This is a genomic window from Paenibacillus popilliae ATCC 14706 (assembly GCF_000315235.1).
Classification (GTDB): Bacteria; Bacillota; Bacilli; order Paenibacillales; family Paenibacillaceae; genus Paenibacillus_B; species Paenibacillus_B popilliae.
Genome location: NZ_BALG01000101.1, coordinates 13,542 through 33,027 on the forward strand (window position 1 = coordinate 13,542; position 19,486 = coordinate 33,027).

The window sequence follows — 19,486 nt, forward strand, 5'->3', positions numbered from 1 at the left end:
AGCGTGGCTGCGTTGAAGTTCTATTCTGGCATTCCCTTCATAAGCTAGTATTGAGAAGGAGGTACATGCCATGATGGAATTGAACAAGCCAACGGTCAAGCGCCAGGAAATTAAGATGGTCAACCGCAAGCTGCTGGAGATTAGCGGGGTAAGCAAAGTAGAGAGCTTCGACAGCGAGGAGTTCCTGCTTGATACCGAATGCGGATTTCTGACCGTACGCGGCCACAATCTTCATATCAAAAACTTAAGCCTTGAACAAGGACAAGTCGCCATTGAAGGCACGGTCAACTCCCTGACCTATCTGGATGCGAGTTCGCACGATAAATTCAAAGGCTTCTTCGGGAAGTTATTCAAGTGAGCCTGTACGTACAATGGACGACCATGCTGCTTATGATGCTGAGCGGCTTGGCGCTAGGCATCGTATTTGATGGCTACCGCGTCGTAGCGGGACAATTCCGTTTCCCTCGGTGGACGGTTCCGCTGCTGGATTTGATGTATTGGTTGGCTGCGACGCTGTTCGTGTTTCAGATGCTCGTGAAGGGCAATCAGGGAGAGCTTCGCTTTTACGTCTTTCTTGGCTTGGCCGCCGGGGCGTGGTTATATGTTATCCTTCTCAGCAAGGTAACGGTGGGGATCGTGACGTGGCTCGTGCGGGCCATCTTGTCAATTTCTCGGTTCATCCGGCGATGCCTGTATGTTCTGCTCGTGCTGCCGCTCAAGGGCCTATGGATCTTTACAAAAGGTCTAGCTTCGTTTTTGCTGTCGCCGGCTATGTTCCTCGGAAAAATTGTGCTACAATGTGTTAAACCGCTCTGGTTGTTGATCCGATGGATTTTCCGCCCGCTCATCCTGCCGATCTGGGAACGGTTGGGTATGACGGAACGGCTTCGCTGGATTAAGCAGAAGGTATTATCCGGAATACGTCGAATGAATCAATGGGCGGCATCGAGAAGAGCGATGGCGGCTCATCTGCTGCGCCGGTTTCATCGTAAGAAGTAACGGGTAATTACTTATGCTGACGATATTGAAGATGGGGGTGTGCGTATGTCTGCGTCCCGTACACCGGATCGTACTCGTGAGAACATAATGGCAGGAGCCAAGCGAAGATTGCGATTGTGGATGGGGTTTATGGTGGTGTTCGCGGGGTGGGGCTTGTATACGTACATCGACCAGGCTGCTGCCATTAAGGGGCTCAAAGCCGACTATCAGGCGCAGGAGAAAAAGAAGCTGAGTGCCGAACAGACGCGGAACGAGGTTCAACAGGAAGTGGATCGCCTAAATACGACCGAATATATACTTCAGATAGCGAGAAGTCAAGGGATGCTGCTTCCGGACGAAGTCCTTATCCGCAAGCATGAGGAATAGGCGCCATATCGGGACAACCGTCGGTTGACCACTTGGTGCGGTTACAGTATAATCACGACATAAGCATTGCTTTCGATAACGAAGCGGTGTGCCGTTTACCATTTTAAGGGAGGAACATTTTATTCTATGACAATTGAAGTGGGCACCAAGTTACAAGGCAAGGTGACAGGCATTACGCATTTTGGGGCGTTCGTTGATCTGTCGGGAGGTGTCACGGGACTGGTTCACATCTCTGAAATTGCCGATAACTATGTCAAGGACGTGAATGACCATTTGAAGATTGACGATATCGTCACGGTCAAAGTAATTAACGTCGACAAGGACGGCAAAATTGGCTTGTCTATCAAACAGACAGTGGATAAGCCAGCATCGGAGCAAAGACCGCCAAGAGGACCTCGTCAAGACCGTCCGAACCGAGACGGCGGAGGAAGAGGCGGCTTTGGTAACCGCGACCGGGGTGGCCGCAAGCCTAATTTCGCTTCTTTTGAGGATAAAATGTCGCGCTTCCTTAAAGACAGTGAAGAGCGCATCTCGTCTTTGAAAAAGAACACAGAGTCCAAGCGTGGAGGCCGTGGCGCACGCCGCATGTAATAGATGACGAAGGAACGAAGCCGTAGACCGGACACCCGGTGTTGCGGCTTTTTTGCTGCATTCGCTCGGGACGTCCTGACCGGAGGCAAGCCTGCAATATCTGCAGCAATGAGAAGAGGTTGAACGGAAAACGGCCACTTTCCAAGCCGGTCATCGAGACCTCAACGCTCTCTCTTGCTGACTTCGACACCTGCTGCATCCTTTTCCACCTATGCCTCTGCTGCCTTTACAAAGGCTTCCGTCCTCCTATTTCGCCTCCAGTAGTCTCCACATTATGACGGAATGGCAGATTCATCGCATTGATTTTTCTGCCGCCACTATTTTTGTCACCCGTCCGAATGGTTACGACATGTTCTTACGCTATTCCATATCCTTTCCTCTTATTTGTAAATGATAGCAAATCCGGAATTGCAAGAAAGTGACAATCCCTGGCTTGCTCCCATACCGGCTTACACCGCACGACCCCTTGCGCGCACAGGCTTGGCCGTTTTCTCGCGCTGGACTCAACTGGTGTCGGAAATTTTTTTGAGCGGGACCCCTTTTTCTGACAAACTATTTCCAGTTCCTTCCCTATAATGAGAGGCACACATTTCATAGAATAGGTGGTGCTTGGTATGAGTAAGACAAAGGTGATTCCGTTTCCGAAGAAATGCGGGCAGAGCAGGGGTCAAGGAGAGAGCGAGTGGATCTTCCCTTATAACAAATGGCGGCTGGAACGATTCAAGCGGGTGCTTGGCACGCGGAAATGGACCTTCATGTTTGTGCTTATCGGGTTCTTGCTGGGACGGGCCATGATCTTGAATGAGTTATTTCCGTTCGCCGCTGCGTTTTTTGCGGTCGTTTATTTCACGCGTCGTGAGCTGGCAGCCTGGGTAGGGATGGCATTGCTGGCCGGAAGCTTGTTTGCGCCGGGGCAGATTTCGATCATGATGGGCATGCAGTTGTTGCTTATCGTACTGATGCACCGCAGCTTGAAAGCGTATGAACGGACCGATTTGAACATGGCGCCGATCATTGTATTTGCCGCCACGCTGCTCGTCAAGCTGTTCGTGACCTTTATATCGACGGCCCTGACCTGGTACGCCCTCGTGATGGATATGACGGATGCCGTGCTCGGTCTCGTCCTGACCCTCGTGTTTATACAAGCATTGCCCGTTCTAACGATGAGTAAACGTAATTATACGCTGAGGGTAGAGGAAATGATCTGCCTGATGATTCTCCTGGCCTCTGTTATGACCGGCGCCGTAGGCTGGACCGTCCAGTCGTTGCAGTTCGATCATATCATTTCCCGCTATTTCGTGCTGCTGTTCGCCCTGGTTGGCGGTTCCCCGCTTGGCGCCTCGGTCGGGGTCGTGCTCGGCTTGATTCTCGGCTTGGCCGAGCCGAACTCGTTGACGCAGATGAGCGTGTTGGCGTTTGCCGGCTTGCTGGCTGGACTGCTGAAGGACGGCCAGCGCTGGGCGGTTGCCTTCGGCATGCTGCTCGGGACGGCGATTCTGTCCGTCTATCTCGGGCCTCCAACGGAGGTGATAGCATCGACATGGGAGACGATTGTCGCAGCGGCGCTATTCTTGCTTACTCCTAAATCGATATGCGCCACCTTGGCCAAATATGTTCCGGGAACGAATGAGCATACGAAATCGCAGCATGAATATGCGAAGCGGATGCGTGATATGACGGCAGAACGGGTCACCCAGTTCTCGGAGGTGTTCCGGCAGCTATCGAGCAGCTTCAAGCAGACCGCCCATACTGGCGATCCTCCGACGGTCGAAGAGGAGCGCAACCGGATGATCGAGGCGGTAACGGGCTCCACCTGTCTCGGCTGTCCCCGGCAGCAGGCCTGCTGGAACCATAAGCCGCTCCAGACGATGTCGATGATGAACCAGATGATGAGTAAGATCGAGCAGGACACCGAGATCGTCTCTTACAAGGAGAAGCAGTTGCCCCAGATGTGGAGGAGCCACTGCATGATGGCGCCGAAGGTGCTCACGCTGATGAGGGAGCGTATGATCCGGGGGGCGCTGGACGAGCATTGGCAGAAGCGGATTTTGGACAGCCGCCATTTCGTTGCCGATCAGTTGGCCGGCGTCTCGCAGGTCATGGATGATCTGGCCCGGGAGATTCGGCGCGAAGGACGGGAGCTGTTCATGCAGGAAGAACAGATTCGGCAGGCAATGGAGGATCTCGGGTTGTCCGTGAACCGCGTCGACATTTTATCGCTTGATGCGGGACGGATCGAGATCGAGATGATTCATACCTTCACCGATGGTTATGACGAGTGCCGCAAGCTCATTGCGCCGCTGCTGTCGGATATATTGGGCGAGCATATCGCCGTCAGAGAGGAGAGGACAACTGGAACGGAGGGGCATGGCATGGTCACCTTCGTATCGGCGAAGGCATTTGAGGTGGAGACCGGCATGGCCGGGGCTGCCAAAGGAGGGGATATCCTGTCGGGAGACAGCTTCAGCGTGCTGGAGCTTGGCAGCGGGAAGTATGCGGTCGCCTTGAGCGACGGGATGGGCAACGGTGAACGGGCCCGCATGGAGAGCAGCACCGCATTGAAGCTTCTATCCCAATTCCTGCAATCGGGTATTGACGAGAAGCTGGCGATCCAATCCGTCAATTCGGTGCTGACGCTGCGGTCGACGGATGAGATCTACGCGACGGTCGATATGGCGATCATCGATCTGTATTCCGCCAAGACGACGTTCATGAAGAGCGGCTCCACGCCCAGCTTCATCAAGAGCGGGAAGGATGTCCGCTTAGTATCGGGCAGCAACTTGCCGATAGGTATTATACAGGATATTGATTTCGAGATGATTGACTCGGATTTGCAGCCGGGAGATATCTTGATTATGATGACGGACGGTATCTTCGATGCCTCCGGGTCCACAGTCAATAAGGAGGTGTGGATGAAGCGGCTCATCAGCGAACTGGAGACGGACGATCCACAAGAGATTGCCGATCTTCTCCTGGAGACCGTTATCCGTCATGCCAGTGGTCATATCGAGGACGACATGACCGTCGTCGTGACGCGTGTTGCACACTATCAGCCGCAGTGGGCGACGCTGCACTGGAATGGGCATGACCGTATGGAGCGGCCGCTGACGGTCAGCTAATCACTCGACCGCGGCTTCCTGCTTCCGCCCCCGCAATCGGGGTGTAAACTCTCTTTTCCTTGGAAATAATAGAAGAGGCAGTTCAAAAAGTCCGCTTTTGATTACGAAGAAATTCGGCATCGAATCTTGCCTTGCACTGCGCTGCTGCTTACAAGTTTTGCACAGCAAAACTCGCATCGGAAGATACGAGTTCTCGCAACCTTCTCGGCACTGAAAACCGGTCTTTTTGAACTCACGCTTGTACTAGATTCGGTAATGAGAGGATGTGCGGAAATCGACATGAAGCAAATTCTATTGATAACCGACGGCTGCTCCAATGTAGGCGTTCAGCCTGCCGTTGCTGCTGCAGAAGCACGGGAGTTGTGCATCACGGTTAACGTTGTGGGCATTGTGGATTACGGAAAGATAGGCGAGCTTGGAGCGCGGGAGATTGACGAGATTGCTCGTGCCGGAGGAGGGATAAGCCGCATCGTCCAGTCGCACAAACTGTCGCAGACGGTGCAGATGATGACGCGTAAAGCGGTTGTGCAGACCATTCATCAGGCAGTGAACAGGGAGCTGCGTCAAATAGTAGGAACCAGGCAGAACGTCGAATTCGAGACCCTTCCGCCGGAGCAGCGATCGGAAGTGGTGCGCGTCATGGACGAACTAAGCGAGAATTCGCCGCTGCGCATCGCCCTGCTCATCGATGCGAGCGCGAGCATGAAGCCGAAGCTCCCGGCAGTAGAGGAAGCGATACGGGATCTAATGCTGAGCCTGCAGGCTAGAGCGGGCAAAAGCGAGTTGAGCGTGTTCCATTTCCCGGGACTTTACGGCGGAGAAGAGGCCGTGCTGGATATGGAATGGACCGATGATATCAGCCGCGCGAAGCGTTTGTTCCAGCGCTTGAATATGCGGGGAACGACCCCGACCGGGCCAGCCCTCTTGAAAGTGATCAACCATTATCAATATGATGGAGGCAAGGCGAGTCAGAATCGCGACCTGATGTCGTACGCCTCAGATGGAACAGGAACGGATGGGATGTGGAGTGACTACATCGTGTAACATGGAGAATGAACAGCATCATGTACAGGCAGCGGTGCTTCGCGTCGAAGCGGGAACCACGCTGCAGGGAGTATGGAACGGGCGCGTTTACCGAATTGAGCGACGGCTTGGCCGCGGGGCCAACGGAGTCGTGTATTTGGTGACTCATCTTCCGCCTGCAGTGCAGCCGCGCGGAGGAAGGACCGCTGCCTATGCACTCAAAATGGGAATGAACTCGGTCGATCTCCAGTCCGAGATTAACGCGTTGCAGACATGGGAGAAGGGTTGGCGAGCGGTGGCGGGGCACGGCCATGCCCGACCATTTCTCGTCGACAACGATGATTGCGATCTGCACGGCAAGCGGATCCCGTTCTATGTGATGAGGTACATACCAGGGGTGAGCCTCCGCAAGTTCATTTACAAGCATGGGCCGGAATGGTATGGCATCGTGGGAGGACGCTTGTTGGGAAAGCTCAGGCAGTTGCACCGGCAGGGGCTTGTCTTTGGTGATCTGAAGGCGGAGAACGTACTGGTGAACGATAATGGAGAGGTTGAATTGATCGATTATGGAGGTCTGACCTCCATCGGGAAAAGCGTAAAGCAATTCACGGAATGGTATGACCGTGGGTATTGGCACGCCGGATCGCGAACGGCCGACTTCCAGTATGATCTGTTCTCCTTCGCGGTCATGACGATTCAGTTGATGGCCGAGCAGGAGCTTCGGGAACGGATCAAGACAACGCTCCCGCAGACGCGCGATATCAAGGATCTAATTGAGATCGCCCGGAACCACCCCCGGGTGCGATCGTATGAGCCATGGCTGGCACCGGCCTTGCGCGGGGAATTCTCCTCCCCGGAGGAGGCATGCCGCCTGTGGCATGAACGGACACGGAAGCTGCATCGCTCCGCTAAACCACTGAACCGCCCTACGCCGTCGTGGCTGAAGTGGGTTTTTGTCGTGTCTGTGCTGTTGTTGGCGGCGAGCATCGCTTTTTGGGCATGGGGTTTCGATTAATGGGACATATTGTGTTATATTGAATTTATACATAGTAAATACGTTTATCCGCAGGTCTCTTTTATAACATAAGGAATCAGATCCTCGGACTCGGCATGTTCGGGGAAGAGGAGTCTGCGGCAGCAGGAAATAATGGAAGGAATCGGGGGTAGACATGACGGCACCGGGCAGGCACGCGGGCAATGATAGCGAATATGCGTGGCGGCAATGGACGGAGAAGCTGCGGGATACCGTAGAGCAGCACCGGCTATGGAACGATGGCGACCGCATCGTGATCGCGGTCTCGGGCGGACCGGACTCCATGCTGCTGCTGCATGCCATTGCTGCCCTGATCGGACATCAACCGGGAAGCGAACGGATGATCATCGCCCACGTGCATCACGGCTTCCGCCCGCAGGAGTCGGATGAAGAAGCGCGGTTCGTCGAGCGGGAAGCGGAGCGGCTCGGGATAAGACTCGCGATGGAGCGAGTGGATGCTCCGGGCTGGGCGGTGGAGCATAAGATGAATGCGCAAGCGGCAGCGCGGCAGCTCCGCTATGACTTCCTGAAGGAAGTCGCTGCCCGCGAGCAGGCATCGGTAATCGCATTGGCGCATCATGCTGATGATCAGGCAGAGACGGTGCTGATGCGGCTACTACGCGGAACCGGCAGCACGGGGCTGTCGGGGATGGCTTGGAATCGGGAGGCAGATGGCTTCTCCTTCGTCCGGCCGCTGCTGGGCGTTCGCAAGGCGGAATTGGTGGAGTGGTGCCGCCTGCGCGGCATCGCTTACGTGACGGACAGCAGCAATGCCAAGACCGATTACTTGCGCAACCGGGTCCGGTTGGACGTTATGCCGCGACTTGAGCAGGAGAACCCGGGCCTGGTCGCTTCCCTATGCCGCACCGCCGATGTGCTGCGGGAAGAGAATGATTGGATGGAGGAACAGGCACGACAGTGGTTTCAGCGCGTGGCGAGGATAGTAAAGGATGGAGAAGGCGTTCCAATGGAGTCACCGTCGCTGGACGGCGTCGTTCTTGATCGAAGGGCGCTTCTACAAGTACATGTTGCTTTACAACGCAGGTTGATTAAACTAATATTAAACTATCTCACGCGGGAAGCGGAACAAGCTGATTTCGACACGGTTGAGGCGCTGCGGAATGCGGCAATCCGGGAACAGCCATCCACGTGGAAGACGAATGCAGCTTCCGGAGTCGAATTCCGGAGAGAATACGACCGTTTGCTATGGCTGCGCCAACCTATCGGTTACATGAAGAATGGACCGGATATGCGGGATCTGACAATCGATCGTATATATGAATCGGGCAGTCTCCCGATACCGTCGAATGGCAGTACACTGCATTGGGCTATAGAGTGCGATAGCGGATCTTCCATCGCGCAGGAAGCGGTCCATCACCCCGCATCCGAAGGAACGCGGGTCCCCTCGGGACAGGCGAAGGCGTTATTCGATGCGGAGCAATTGTGTTGGCCGCTGTGTGTCCGATATCGCCGCAACGGCGATCGAATGCGTATTTTAGGGTTAAATGGCAGCAAAAAGGTGCAAGATATGTTCGTCGATGCCAAAATCGCGCCCTCGCTTCGCGGCACCGTTCCCATCGTGACGGATGCCAACGGGAAGATCTTGTGGGTACCGGGCGTTCGGCGTTCGGATGCCGCGCTGGTCCGGCCCTCAACGGACCTTGTCCTGCGGCTTGAACTGGAAGGCGGTGCGCATATTCCGGCGCAGCAGTGATTATGCTCCGCCCAACCTGACCGCATGATGTAATTTACGTTCATGTAAGTTCTCAGTATTGACTCTAGGAGGGGCCCATCATTGTATAACGACATTGAAAAGGTAATTATCAGCGAGGAGCAAATTCAGGCGAAGGTCCAGGAACTAGGTGCTCAGATCAGCCACGAATATGAAGGGAAATGCCCGCTGGTCATCTGTGTCCTGAAAGGCGCATTCGTCTTCATGGCGGATCTGGTCAAGCGAATTACCGTGCCGTTGGAATTGGACTTCATGGCGGTATCCAGCTATGGAGCTTCCACGAAGTCTTCCGGTGTCGTACGGATTATTAAAGATTTGGATGTATCCGTGGAAGGCCGGGATGTGCTCATTGTTGAAGACATTATAGATACCGGCTTAACGCTCAGCTACCTGATTGAAGTGCTTCAAGGCCGCAAGGCGAATTCCATTCGTCTCGTGACGCTGTTCGATAAGCCGGCGCGCCGCACCGTTAATCTAGAAGCGGACTACAAAGGATTCGTGCTTCCCGACGAATTCATCGTCGGCTATGGCTTGGATTATGCCGAACGCTACCGCAATCTTCCATATATAGGCGTATTGAAGCCAACGATCTACTCGAATGAAGCCAAGTAAGACACATGCCTTACATGCTTGCTGGTCAAGTTGTGATGGCATTACGTGCTATGATACAATAATTTCGTGTCCTTGAGAGGAGGTTGGGGATGAATCGGTTCATCAAGAATTCTGGTTTTTATCTGATTCTTTTTTTGGTCGTGGTAGGATTTGTCCAGTTCATCGGCAACGGCAATGAAGCCACGGACACACCAAGATATGACCAGTTTCGCAAAGAGCTTTCGGCTAACAATATAGAAGAAATGACGGTTCAATATGAAGGTCGGGCTTATTTGGTCATCGGGAAATATAGAAAGATTCCAGAAGGGGCGAAATCCCAGCAGTTCGTAACGTATATTCCGGATAGCAATCCGGCCGTCGAAGAGTTAATGAACGCCGGGGATAATCAGCAATCACTGGAGATTAATTGGAAAAAAATGGAGGAACAAAGCCTCTGGCTGACGTTCCTGACGTCGATTATTCCATTTATCATCCTGTTCATCCTGTTCTTCTTCTTCTTTAATCAAGCGCAGGGCGGCGGCGGAAAGGTAATGAACTTCGGGAAGAGCCGCGCACGCTTGTATAATGAAGAGAAGAAGCGCGTTACCTTTGAAGACGTCGCAGGTGCGGATGAAGAGAAGCAAGAGCTAGTAGAGGTTGTCGAGTTCCTGAAGGATCCGCGCAGGTTCGCAGCCCTTGGCGCCCGCATTCCGAAGGGGGTGCTGCTGAATGGCCCTCCGGGCACCGGTAAGACGTTGCTGGCCCGTGCCGTTGCAGGGGAAGCAGGCGTTCCATTCTTCAGCATCTCCGGTTCCGACTTCGTGGAAATGTTCGTCGGTGTCGGTGCATCCCGGGTCCGCGACCTGTTCGAGAATGCGAAGAAGAATGCGCCATGTATTATTTTCATTGACGAGATCGATGCTGTCGGCCGTCAACGGGGCGCCGGTCTGGGTGGCGGCCATGACGAGCGGGAGCAGACGCTCAACCAGTTGCTGGTCGAGATGGATGGCTTCGGCGCCAACGAAGGCATCATCATTGTTGCAGCGACGAACCGTCCGGATATTTTAGACCCGGCATTGCTTCGCCCTGGGCGCTTTGACCGTCAGATTACGGTTGATCGCCCGGATGTGAAGGGCCGCGAGGCGGTGCTGAAGGTACATGCCCGCAATAAGCCGTTGAACAAAAACGTGAACCTCGATACAATCGCCAAGCGGACGACCGGCTTCACCGGCGCCGACTTGGAGAATTTGCTGAATGAAGCGGCGCTGCTGGCAGCCCGCAAAAATCATAAGGACATTACGATGACGGACGTTGACGAGGCGATCGACCGAGTCATCGTCGGAACGGAGAAGCGCAGCCGCATGATCAGCGAGCGTGAGAAGCGGATTGTTGCATTCCATGAAGCCGGACATACGGTGATCGGTTACTTCCTGGAGCATGCGGATATGGTCCACAAGGTGACAATCATTCCGCGCGGCCGTGCCGGCGGTTACGTCATCATGCTGCCGAAGGAAGACCGCATGCTGGTGACGAAACAGGAGTTGCTCGATAAAATCACGGGATTGCTCGGGGGCCGAGTCGCCGAAGAATTGTTTATCGGCGAGATTGGCACCGGCGCATACAGCGACTTCCAGCAGGCAACCCGCATTGTGCGCAGCATGATTATGGAATATGGTATGAGCGAGAAGCTTGGTCCGATGCAGTTCGGCAATCGTCAAGGAGAAGTGTTCCTGGGCCGCGACCTCGGTCACGAACAAAACTACTCCGATTCCATTGCGTACGAGATCGACCAAGAGATGCAGCGCGTCATGAATGAATGTTATGAGCGAGCGAAGAAGCTCTTGACGGAGCATTCTCACGAGGTAAGCTTGATCGCGAATACGCTTCTCAAGGTCGAGACCTTGGAGTTGGAGCAGATCAAGCAACTTATCGAGGAAGGCAAGCTGAGCGAGAGAACGCCTGCATCGACGGATGAGCCTGAATCCGGCTCGCCGGTTTTCGAGACCACGGGCGATGTGAGGGTGAATCTGGTAGGTAAGCCGGAGAAGCTTGGCCCGACCCAATGGGAGGGTCCTCCATCCGGCTCGCCGACAGGCGATATTTCTAACGGCTCTTCGCCGGCTGACATTCGCGGTGACTCTACCGAGCAGCCGAAGGCGGAACCGACATCTGAGCCGTCGGCGCCTGCGGACAAGGATGAGTCGCTGAATGACAAGAAAGACGAACAATAACCGCAATTACGTGGGCCGCCCTCCGGGCGATTGCAAGAGCGTACCTTCCGGTACGCTCTTTTTTACGGCAATTGGGTCCGCATTCCGAATTGACACCGTGGGTTGGTGTGTGTAAATTATAGGTTAATGACAAGGCCAAGGAGTGGGTTGAAGGTGACATTGGAAGCACTGGCGCTGGCACGGAAGGAAGAGCAGAAGCAGGAGCTCCGTAAACGGTTGATGCAGTTGAAGAAAGAGCGTAACGCCATTATATTAGCTCATTATTATCAGCGGGATGAGATTCAGGAAGTCGCTGATTTCAGGGGGGATTCCTTCTTGTTGGCGCAGAAGGCCGCTGAGACCGACGCAGGCGTTATTGTCTTTTGCGGTGTCCACTTCATGGGGGAGAGCGCCAAAATCTTGGCTCCGAACAAAACGGTCATCATCCCCGATGAGCGGGCGGGCTGCCCGATGGCCGACATGATCAATGTGGACGGGCTGCGGAATCTGAAGGCGGAGCATCCGAATGCCAAAGTCGTTACCTATATCAATTCCTCTGCGGAGATTAAGGCAGAGACCGATATTTGCTGCACTTCCTCCAATGCGGTGAAGGTCATCGCTTCGCTGGATGCGGAAGAGATCATTTGGGTTCCCGACAAGAACCTTGGCCATTATGTAGAGCAGCAGACCGGCCGTTCCTTGATTAAATGGGAAGGCTACTGCAATACGCATGACATGCTGACGGTGAAGGATGTGATGGAGATGAAGGCGAAGTATCCGGGCGCGCCGTTCGTCGTGCATCCCGAATGCCGCCCGGAAGTTGTGGCCATGGGTGATTTCGTCGGTAGCACAACTGCCATTATCGATTATTGCAAACGATCGAATGCGACCGATATTATTGTAGGGACAGAGGACGGCACCGGGTATCCATTGCGGAACGACAGTCCGGAGAAGCGATTCCACTTCGCCACGAAGTATCTCGTCTGTCCGAACATGAAGGTAAATAATCTCAAAAAACTCGTGAAATGCCTCGAAACGATGCAGCCGCAAATTTATGTGCCGCCGCAGGTTGCCGAAACAGCACGGTTATCCTTGGAGCGCATGTTACAAGTCAAGTAGAGTAGCATGCGCTACTCTTCTGTTCATATATAACGAAGCAAAAGAATCCATCTACGAGGTTGTGAAGGCAATGGCGAATCGGATTCCCCGTTACTTGATAGATTTTGCACTCGAAGATCTGAAGCATGTCCATACGGATGTCCTTGTGATTGGCGCCGGTATTGCTGGTCTTTATACTGCTATCCAGGCAAGCCGGGAACAGCGGGTGCTGGTAATAACGAAGAAGTCGTTGTTCGACAGCAATACGCGCTATGCGCAGGGCGGGATTGCGGCGGTGTTCGCGGACGATGATTCCCCGGCCTACCACCACCGGGATACATTAATTGCCGGGGCTGGCCTGTGTGTCCCTGAAGCGGTCGATGTGCTTGTCCACGAGGGCCCGGCTGGTGTCCAGGAGCTGATACGGATGGGCGCATCCTTCGATGAAGAGAACGGGGCTGTTGCCTTGACGCGGGAAGGGGCGCACAGCCATCGCCGCATACTGCATGCGAACGGCGACGCCACCGGATATGAGATTGTGCGCGCCTTGGTGGATCGTGTCCAGCAGCAGGAGCAGGTCACACTCTGGGACGATCATTTCGTTATCGATCTCGTTACCGATGCGGGTGAATGCTGTGGCGCGATTGTCCAGCGGGCAGACGGTAAGCGCATCTTCGTCAGCGCCAAGGCTACGATCATCTGCTCCGGCGGGACGGGTCAGCTGTACCGCTATACGACGAATCCGGAGGTCGCTACGGGTGACGGCATCGCTATGGCGTATCGCGCAGGGGCTTATATTCAGGATATGGAGTTCATTCAATTCCATCCGACCGTGTTCAGCTATCCAGGGGTGCCGCGCTTCCTCATTTCCGAGGCGGTGCGGGGCGAGGGCGCCTACCTGCGCAATATCCAGGGAGAGCGCTTCATGGAGAAATATCATCCCCAATTGGAGCTTGCACCCCGCGACGTCGTAGCCCGGGCTATCGTCAACGAGATGGAAGCGACCAAGTCGACCTTCGTCTATCTGGATATTACCCATAAGGCGGAGACGATGATTAAGCATCGCTTCCCAACGATATATGATACCTGCCTCCAATATGGCCTTGATCTAACGAACGACTGGATTCCGGTATCGCCGGCTGCCCACTACATGATGGGCGGCATTAAGACGGACTTGTGGGGAGAGACCAATATTCGCCGTCTGTTCGCCTGCGGCGAAGTATCCTCTACCGGCGTGCACGGGGCAAATCGTCTGGCTAGCAACTCATTATCGGAAGCGATTGTGTACGGCAAGCGGATCGTGGAGCGGATTGCCGGACTTGAACCGCGGGCGATGGCTTGTCCGCATGCCGCGCATCAGCGTGATCATCATGAGCTATGCTTCCAGCCGATAGTGGAGCGGCGGCTAAAGCTGCAGAAGGTGATGGTCCGTTATGTCGGGCTGCGCCGTCATGCGGACGGGCTGATGAAGGGATTAGGGGAGTTGAAGCGCCAAGCGGCTATATTCGCTATGCGGTTGTCGAAGCGGGAGGAGTATGAATTGGCCAATATGCTGGTCTGCGCCATGCTGGTTGCCGAGTCCGCCTTGTGGCGGGAAGAGAGCCGCGGCGCTCATGCGCGGGAGGAATTCCCCGAGCGGGATGACGAGACGTGGTGTACGCATACCCTGCTGCATCGTGAATATGGAATTACGAAGGAGCGAGTGAGCATTGTATAGCTTGGAACGATTGGCTCTGCGCCGACAGTTGGAAGCGTGGTTGCAAGAAGATATAGGAACGGGCGACGTCACGACAGCCTACACCATTCCGGCTGGACACCAGTCCCGCGGCATTATTCATGCGAAGGAAGAGGGCATAATCGCAGGACTGCCGGTAGCCGAAGCCGTGTTCGAGGTTGTGGATCCCTCGCTGCGGTTCAAGGCTCAGACCGAAGACGGAGCCGTTGTTGCCCGCGGCACCGTCCTGGCGGAGGTGGAAGGGAGCACGCACAGTATTTTGAGTGGGGAACGGCTCGCTTTGAACCTGCTGCAGCGCCTGTCCGGGATTGCGACGAAGACGCACAAGTTCGTTCAAGCCATTGACGGATTGAATATGAAGCTGGTCGATACCCGCAAGACGACCCCGGGCCACCGTGCCCTCGAAAAATATGCGGTTCGTGTCGGTGGGGGGAGCAATCACCGCTTCGGCTTGTATGATACCGTTATGATCAAGGACAACCACATCAAGGGTGCCGGAGGGATTGATGCGGCGGTAAGCCGGGCACGCGCTCATGTTCCGTATACGATGAACATTGAGGTCGAAGCTGAATCGATCGAGCAAGTGAAGGAAGCGGTGCGGGCTGGAGCGGATATGATTATGTTGGACAATATGGACATGGCACGGATGCGCGAGGCAGTCGCCCTGATCCGGGAAGCCGCGCCACATGCCCTCATCGAAGCATCGGGAGGCGTCACCCTGGATACGATTCGTGACAAGGCGCTGACCGGCGTCGACGTCGTGTCTGTCGGCGCATTGACCTATTCCTTTCACGCCCTGGACATCAGCCTGGACTTGAATGAGAAGAAAGAAGGGTAGGCCGTGATACTTGTTATCGATATAGGGAACACCAACATTGTCCTGGGTGTATACGAAGGAGACAGGCTGCTAGATAACTGGCGTTTGTCGACGAGCCGCCAGTCGACGACAGATGAATATGGCGTCATGATATACAATCTGTTCACGATGACCAAGCTGTCGGTTAAGGATATTGAAGGCGTCATTCTTTCTTCCGTCGTCCCGCCGATTATGAATACGATGGAGATGCTATGCAAGAAGTATTTAAATAAGGTGCCGCTCATTGTTGGACCTGGCGTCAAGACCGGTGTCAATCTTCGTATCGAGAACCCGCGTGAGGTGGGAGCGGACCGGATTGTCAACGCGGTGGCGGCGATTGAATGGTATGGCGGTCTGAAGCCGCTAGTCGTCGTTGACTTCGGGACGGCGACGACTTTCGATGTCATCGACGTGAAGTGCAACTATATCGGCGGCGCGATCGTGCCGGGCATTGGCGTATCTACCGAAGCGTTGTATCAGCGGGCGGCGAAGCTGCCGCGGATTGAATTGACGAAGCCCAGGTCGGTGATTGGGCGCAATACGGTTCATTCCATGCAGGCCGGTATTATTTTTGGATACGCTGGCCAGGTGGACGGCATCGTGGACCGTATAACCAACGAACTTGGAGCCGAACCTACCGTTATCGCCACCGGCGGCATGGCGGAGCTTATTGCAAGCGAATCGCGAACTATTGATACGACGAACCCGTTGTTGACGCTGGAAGGCTTGCGCCTTATTTATAATCGGAACAAATTGTAACCCTTTGACGGCCTAACTCGTCGTAGAATAAGAACAGTACAGGAGGCTCCCATGAACGATAGGTTAGGACAGCAACCCGAAGAGAGGGAGATGATGCAGGACATGCTGATTCGCGGCACCGGGCTGGGCGGCAAGGTCCGCATCTTCGCGGTACGCACGACCGAGCTGGTCCATGAATTGCAGCGGCGCCACAGTACCTACCCGACGGCGACGGCTGCGCTTGGACGCACGGTTACCGCTGCCGCCATGATGGGCGCCATGCTGAAGGGCGATGAGAAATTGACCGTACAGATTAAGGGCGATGGGCCGATCGGACAGATTGTCGTCGATGCAAACGCTCATGGCGAGGTGCGCGGCTATGTTACGCATCCGCAGGTGCATTTGGCCAGCAACACCCAAGGCAAGCTGGATGTGGCAGGAGCGGTCGGACGAAGCGGCTTCATCCATGTCATCAAGGATCTTGGCCTGAAGGAGCCGTATCGCGGCAGCTCCCCGATCATCTCGGGAGAATTGGCGGAGGACTTCACGTATTACTTCGCCACCTCCGAGCAGACCCCGTCTGCCGTAGGCCTCGGGGTGCTGGTGGACGTCGACAATTCGGTCCTGCATGCGGGAGGCTTCATTGTACAATTGCTGCCTGGACTGACCGACGAACAGATCAATCAGATCGAGCATTCACTCAGCATGCTCCCTCCCGTAACCTCTCTGCTGGATCAAGGCATGGAGCTGGATGAGTTGGCGACTTGGATTATTAGTGACGCGAACGTTATGGATCGGATGGCGATCCGCTTCCAATGCCAATGCTCCCAGGAGCGGGTGGAGCGGACATTGATTAGTGTAGGCAAGGGCGAATTGACAGCACTGATTGAAGAGGATGGCCAGGCGGAGGTCGTTTGTCATTTTTGCAACGAGAAGTATTCATTTGAAAGAGAAGAGCTGGAACAACTGCGTGATCAGGCACAACAAGCCTAGCCGGACAAGTCGCAATGGATGAGCACGGGCCGAAGGCGAGCCCCGCATCGAACGATGGGACCCGGATCGTGGTTCCGCATCCGAATCGGTCGATAGGGTGGGCGACCCGGAGGTAGGAGCGGCTAACACGGAAATAACGGGATAAGGGAAGCAAGCGATATGACGAAAGAAGTCAAAAGCTTATGGGGCTGCATTCTCATTCTGTGTGCCTGCATCTTGGTGCTCGCCGGCATGCTCATCTTCAAGCATGATCGCCCTTCCGCAGCGCCGGATGCGAGCGCTCCCCCCGATTCCTCAACGGTTGTGGCAACCGTCGGCGGGGAAAAGGTAACGCGCCAGGAATGGCAAGAGGAATTGGAGCGACAGTATGGCGTGCAGGTTATGGGACAGATGTTGACGGCCAGGGCGGCAGCGAAGGAAGCGGAAGCGTTAGGGATTGAAGTAAGCCCGAAAGAAGTGGAACAAGAGATTGCGCGGCAAATGCGTGGATATGAAAGCCCCGAAGCTTATTTTCAGGCAATGGCGGACCAGTTGGGCATGAGTCCGGAGCAGATTCGGCAGGATATCCATCACCGGCTGCTGCTGGAGAAGATCGCGACTCATAACGTGAATGTGTCGGAGGAGGAGCTTGACCGGTATTGGCAGGACCATTGGGATGCTTACGAGTCTGTCGATGTGTATCAGCTCGCTCATATTGTCGTGCCGATCCGCGAGGAAGCGGAGGACGTGCTGGCGAAGCTGAAGGACGGAGAGACCTTCGCCTCCTTGGCAGGGAGATTGTCGGTCGATGAATTTTCCTCCTATCAGGAAGGTCGTCTCGGATGGATCGACGCTAATGATCCGTTCTTCTCCCCCACGGAGCTGGAAGCGGCGCGCGAGATGGAGGTAGGAGATATCTCGGAGCCGATTGAAGTGAGTGATGGATTCGCCATTCTCACCGTAATCGGCAAGCGCGAAGCCCAGTCAGAGGGGGAAGCCGCGATCAAGGTGCAGGCCCGTCGCGATGTGGCGTTAACCAAATCGCCCCCACTGAAGGAGTTGGAAGAGGGGCTTCGCAAAAAGTATAATGCTGTCGTTTTCGCGGCAGTACCCGTGAACGGGTAAATAAAAGGGATAACCGCAAGAGCGAGTGGATTCGACCGCCCTTGCGATTATCCCTTTTTGTCATGCAAAGGTACTGGTTGTTGTAGTTTGGAGCAAGCCCCCATTTTTTGGCATAACCTTTGCGTGCGCTATTGACAACCTAAAGGTGGATTGGTAAGATTACATAAAACCAAGTTATTTAGTCGGAAATTAGTAAATCATACGGATGTACACGCGGCAAGACCGAGATATTAAATAATGGCAGGAGGGCATCGTTATGGCAAGAATCGTCAATAATGTAACCGAATTGATTGGGGACACCCCTCTGGTACGCTTGAACCGCATCGTGCCGGAAGGGAGTGCCGAGGTTTACGTCAAGCTCGAATATCAGAATCCGGGAGCCAGCGTAAAGGACCGGATCGCAATCAGCATGATCGAAGTGGCAGAACGGGAAGGCTTGCTGAAGCCTGGCGATACGATCGTTGAGCCAACGAGCGGTAACACCGGGATCGGCCTGGCTATGGTGGCAGCAGCCAAAGGCTACAAGGCGATTCTCGTCATGCCGGAGACAATGAGCATCGAACGGCGCAATCTGCTGCGCGCATACGGTGCAGATCTTATACTCACCCCGGGCGCGGAAGGAATGAACGGGGCCGTGCGGGAGGCAGAGGAGCTTGTTCAGGAGAATCCTGCTTACTTCATGCCGCAACAGTTCAACAATAAGGCGAACGTCAAAGTGCACAGGGAGACGACAGGGCCGGAGATTGTCGAAGCGATTCGTTCGCTGGACGGTCGGCTTGATGCGTTCGTGGCCGGAATCGGCACCGGCGGAACGATCTCGGGAACCGGTGAAGTACTGAAGGAAAATTTCCCGGGGATCCGCGTGGTCGCGGTCGAACCATCCACTTCTCCGCTGCTGTCGGGGGGCAAGCCGGGACCGCATAAAATTCAAGGCATCGGGGCGAACTTCATTCCGGAGATTCTGAATCGCGACATTTACGATCAAGTCATTGCGGTGGATAATGAAGATGCGTTCGAGGTGGCCCGCCAGGTCGCGAAGTCGGAAGGCATTCTGTGCGGCATCTCATCGGGAGCGGCCATTCATGCGGCCCTGCAGGTCGCCCGCGAGCTGGGCGAAGGGAAGCGCGTCATTGCTGTCGTTCCAAGTAATGGCGAGCGCTACTTGAGCACATCGCTGTTCACTTTCGAGAATGAATAGATTGGATTTATCGCATATCCCCTCCCATCAGGAGCATGCGGGCAAGTCATTGCCCTGCGCGCTTTCTGGTGGAGAGGGGTTTTTTGGATATGCAGGGGTT

At 54.8% G+C, this 19,486-nt stretch carries 17 protein-coding genes; all 17 read left to right on the plus strand.

What is annotated here, in order from left to right; all coding sequences use genetic code 11:
- Window positions 1-70: 70 nt before the first annotated feature.
- The 17 genes from yabP to cysK all read left to right on the plus strand — a co-directional run bounded on the left by yabP (window position 71) and on the right by cysK (window position 19,386).
- Window positions 71-358 carry a sporulation protein YabP gene (yabP, locus tag PPOP_RS08910; RefSeq protein WP_006285927.1) on the plus strand — a complete coding sequence of 96 codons (288 nt, stop codon included), beginning with the start codon at window positions 71-73 and terminating at the stop codon, window positions 356-358.
- A complete protein-coding gene (yabQ, locus tag PPOP_RS08915; RefSeq protein WP_042228082.1) occupies window positions 355-999 on the plus strand; it encodes a spore cortex biosynthesis protein YabQ in 645 nt (214 codons plus the stop codon). The genes yabP and yabQ overlap by 4 nt, the downstream gene beginning before the upstream one ends.
- A 45-nt stretch (window positions 1,000-1,044) precedes the next feature.
- On the plus strand, window positions 1,045-1,365 hold the full coding sequence (locus PPOP_RS08920; protein WP_234399749.1) for an FtsB family cell division protein: 321 nt from the start codon (window positions 1,045-1,047) through the stop codon (window positions 1,363-1,365).
- Window positions 1,366-1,491: 126 nt separating this feature from the next.
- Complete coding sequence (locus PPOP_RS08925) at window positions 1,492-1,956, plus strand: S1 domain-containing RNA-binding protein (RefSeq protein ID WP_006285932.1); 465 nt, start codon at window positions 1,492-1,494, stop codon at window positions 1,954-1,956.
- A 614-nt stretch (window positions 1,957-2,570) separates the two neighbouring features.
- Window positions 2,571-5,075: a stage II sporulation protein E gene (gene spoIIE / locus PPOP_RS08930; protein ID WP_042228084.1), complete on the plus strand. Its 2,505-nt coding sequence runs from the start codon at window positions 2,571-2,573 to the stop codon at window positions 5,073-5,075.
- 279 nt (window positions 5,076-5,354) lie between these two features.
- Window positions 5,355-6,119, plus strand: coding sequence for a vWA domain-containing protein (locus PPOP_RS08935; RefSeq protein ID WP_006285935.1), 765 nt, complete (start codon window positions 5,355-5,357; stop codon window positions 6,117-6,119).
- Entirely contained in the window at window positions 6,103-7,113 is a 1,011-nt protein-coding gene (locus PPOP_RS08940; protein ID WP_234399751.1) for a protein kinase domain-containing protein, read from the plus strand. Before PPOP_RS08935 ends, PPOP_RS08940 begins: the two co-directional genes overlap by 17 nt.
- Before the next feature lie 154 nt (window positions 7,114-7,267).
- Window positions 7,268-8,845, plus strand: a complete 1,578-nt coding sequence (gene tilS / locus PPOP_RS08945) for a tRNA lysidine(34) synthetase TilS (RefSeq protein WP_006285937.1) — start codon at window positions 7,268-7,270, stop codon at window positions 8,843-8,845.
- 81 nt (window positions 8,846-8,926) lie between these two features.
- Entirely contained in the window at window positions 8,927-9,475 is a 549-nt protein-coding gene (gene hpt, locus PPOP_RS08950) for a hypoxanthine phosphoribosyltransferase (RefSeq protein WP_006285938.1), read from the plus strand.
- Between the two features lie 89 nt (window positions 9,476-9,564).
- Window positions 9,565-11,685: an ATP-dependent zinc metalloprotease FtsH gene (gene ftsH / locus PPOP_RS08955; RefSeq protein WP_006285939.1), complete on the plus strand. Its 2,121-nt coding sequence runs from the start codon at window positions 9,565-9,567 to the stop codon at window positions 11,683-11,685.
- Between the two features lie 159 nt (window positions 11,686-11,844).
- Window positions 11,845-12,783: a quinolinate synthase NadA gene (gene nadA / locus PPOP_RS08960; RefSeq protein WP_042228100.1), complete on the plus strand. Its 939-nt coding sequence runs from the start codon at window positions 11,845-11,847 to the stop codon at window positions 12,781-12,783.
- A 70-nt stretch (window positions 12,784-12,853) separates the two neighbouring features.
- A complete protein-coding gene (nadB, locus tag PPOP_RS08965; RefSeq protein ID WP_042228087.1) occupies window positions 12,854-14,479 on the plus strand; it encodes an L-aspartate oxidase in 1,626 nt (541 codons plus the stop codon).
- Window positions 14,472-15,335, plus strand: a complete 864-nt coding sequence (nadC, locus tag PPOP_RS08970; RefSeq protein ID WP_006285942.1) for a carboxylating nicotinate-nucleotide diphosphorylase — start codon at window positions 14,472-14,474, stop codon at window positions 15,333-15,335. The genes nadB and nadC overlap by 8 nt, the downstream gene beginning before the upstream one ends.
- Window positions 15,336-15,338: 3 nt before the next feature.
- Entirely contained in the window at window positions 15,339-16,112 is a 774-nt protein-coding gene (locus PPOP_RS08975) for a type III pantothenate kinase (protein WP_006285943.1), read from the plus strand.
- A 51-nt stretch (window positions 16,113-16,163) separates the two neighbouring features.
- Window positions 16,164-17,084 carry an Hsp33 family molecular chaperone HslO gene (hslO, locus tag PPOP_RS08980; RefSeq protein ID WP_006285944.1) on the plus strand — a complete coding sequence of 307 codons (921 nt, stop codon included), beginning with the start codon at window positions 16,164-16,166 and terminating at the stop codon, window positions 17,082-17,084.
- Between the two features lie 159 nt (window positions 17,085-17,243).
- The gene (locus PPOP_RS08985; protein ID WP_006285945.1) at window positions 17,244-18,188 is read left to right on the plus strand and encodes a SurA N-terminal domain-containing protein; all 945 of its coding nucleotides are present in this window, start codon (window positions 17,244-17,246) and stop codon (window positions 18,186-18,188) included.
- A 256-nt stretch (window positions 18,189-18,444) separates the two neighbouring features.
- Window positions 18,445-19,386 carry a cysteine synthase A gene (cysK, locus tag PPOP_RS08990; protein WP_006285946.1) on the plus strand — a complete coding sequence of 314 codons (942 nt, stop codon included), beginning with the start codon at window positions 18,445-18,447 and terminating at the stop codon, window positions 19,384-19,386.
- The last annotated feature ends 100 nt before the right edge of the window (window positions 19,387-19,486 follow it).

Bases quoted from the DNA above. Each gene is read 5' to 3' on its own strand.
- yabP (WP_006285927.1), top strand. From the start codon at position 71: ATGATGGAATTGAACAAGCCAACGGTCAAGCGCCAGGAAATTAAGATG.
- PPOP_RS08920 (WP_234399749.1), top strand. From the start codon at position 1,045: ATGTCTGCGTCCCGTACACCGGATCGTACTCGTGAGAACATAATGGCA.
- PPOP_RS08925 (WP_006285932.1), top strand. From the start codon at position 1,492: ATGACAATTGAAGTGGGCACCAAGTTACAAGGCAAGGTGACAGGCATT.
- spoIIE (WP_042228084.1), top strand. From the start codon at position 2,571: ATGAGTAAGACAAAGGTGATTCCGTTTCCGAAGAAATGCGGGCAGAGC.
- PPOP_RS08935 (WP_006285935.1), top strand. From the start codon at position 5,355: ATGAAGCAAATTCTATTGATAACCGACGGCTGCTCCAATGTAGGCGTT.
- tilS (WP_006285937.1), top strand. From the start codon at position 7,268: ATGACGGCACCGGGCAGGCACGCGGGCAATGATAGCGAATATGCGTGG.
- ftsH (WP_006285939.1), top strand. From the start codon at position 9,565: ATGAATCGGTTCATCAAGAATTCTGGTTTTTATCTGATTCTTTTTTTG.
- nadB (WP_042228087.1), top strand. From the start codon at position 12,854: ATGGCGAATCGGATTCCCCGTTACTTGATAGATTTTGCACTCGAAGAT.
- hslO (WP_006285944.1), top strand. From the start codon at position 16,164: ATGAACGATAGGTTAGGACAGCAACCCGAAGAGAGGGAGATGATGCAG.
- PPOP_RS08985 (WP_006285945.1), top strand. From the start codon at position 17,244: ATGACGAAAGAAGTCAAAAGCTTATGGGGCTGCATTCTCATTCTGTGT.
- cysK (WP_006285946.1), top strand. From the start codon at position 18,445: ATGGCAAGAATCGTCAATAATGTAACCGAATTGATTGGGGACACCCCT.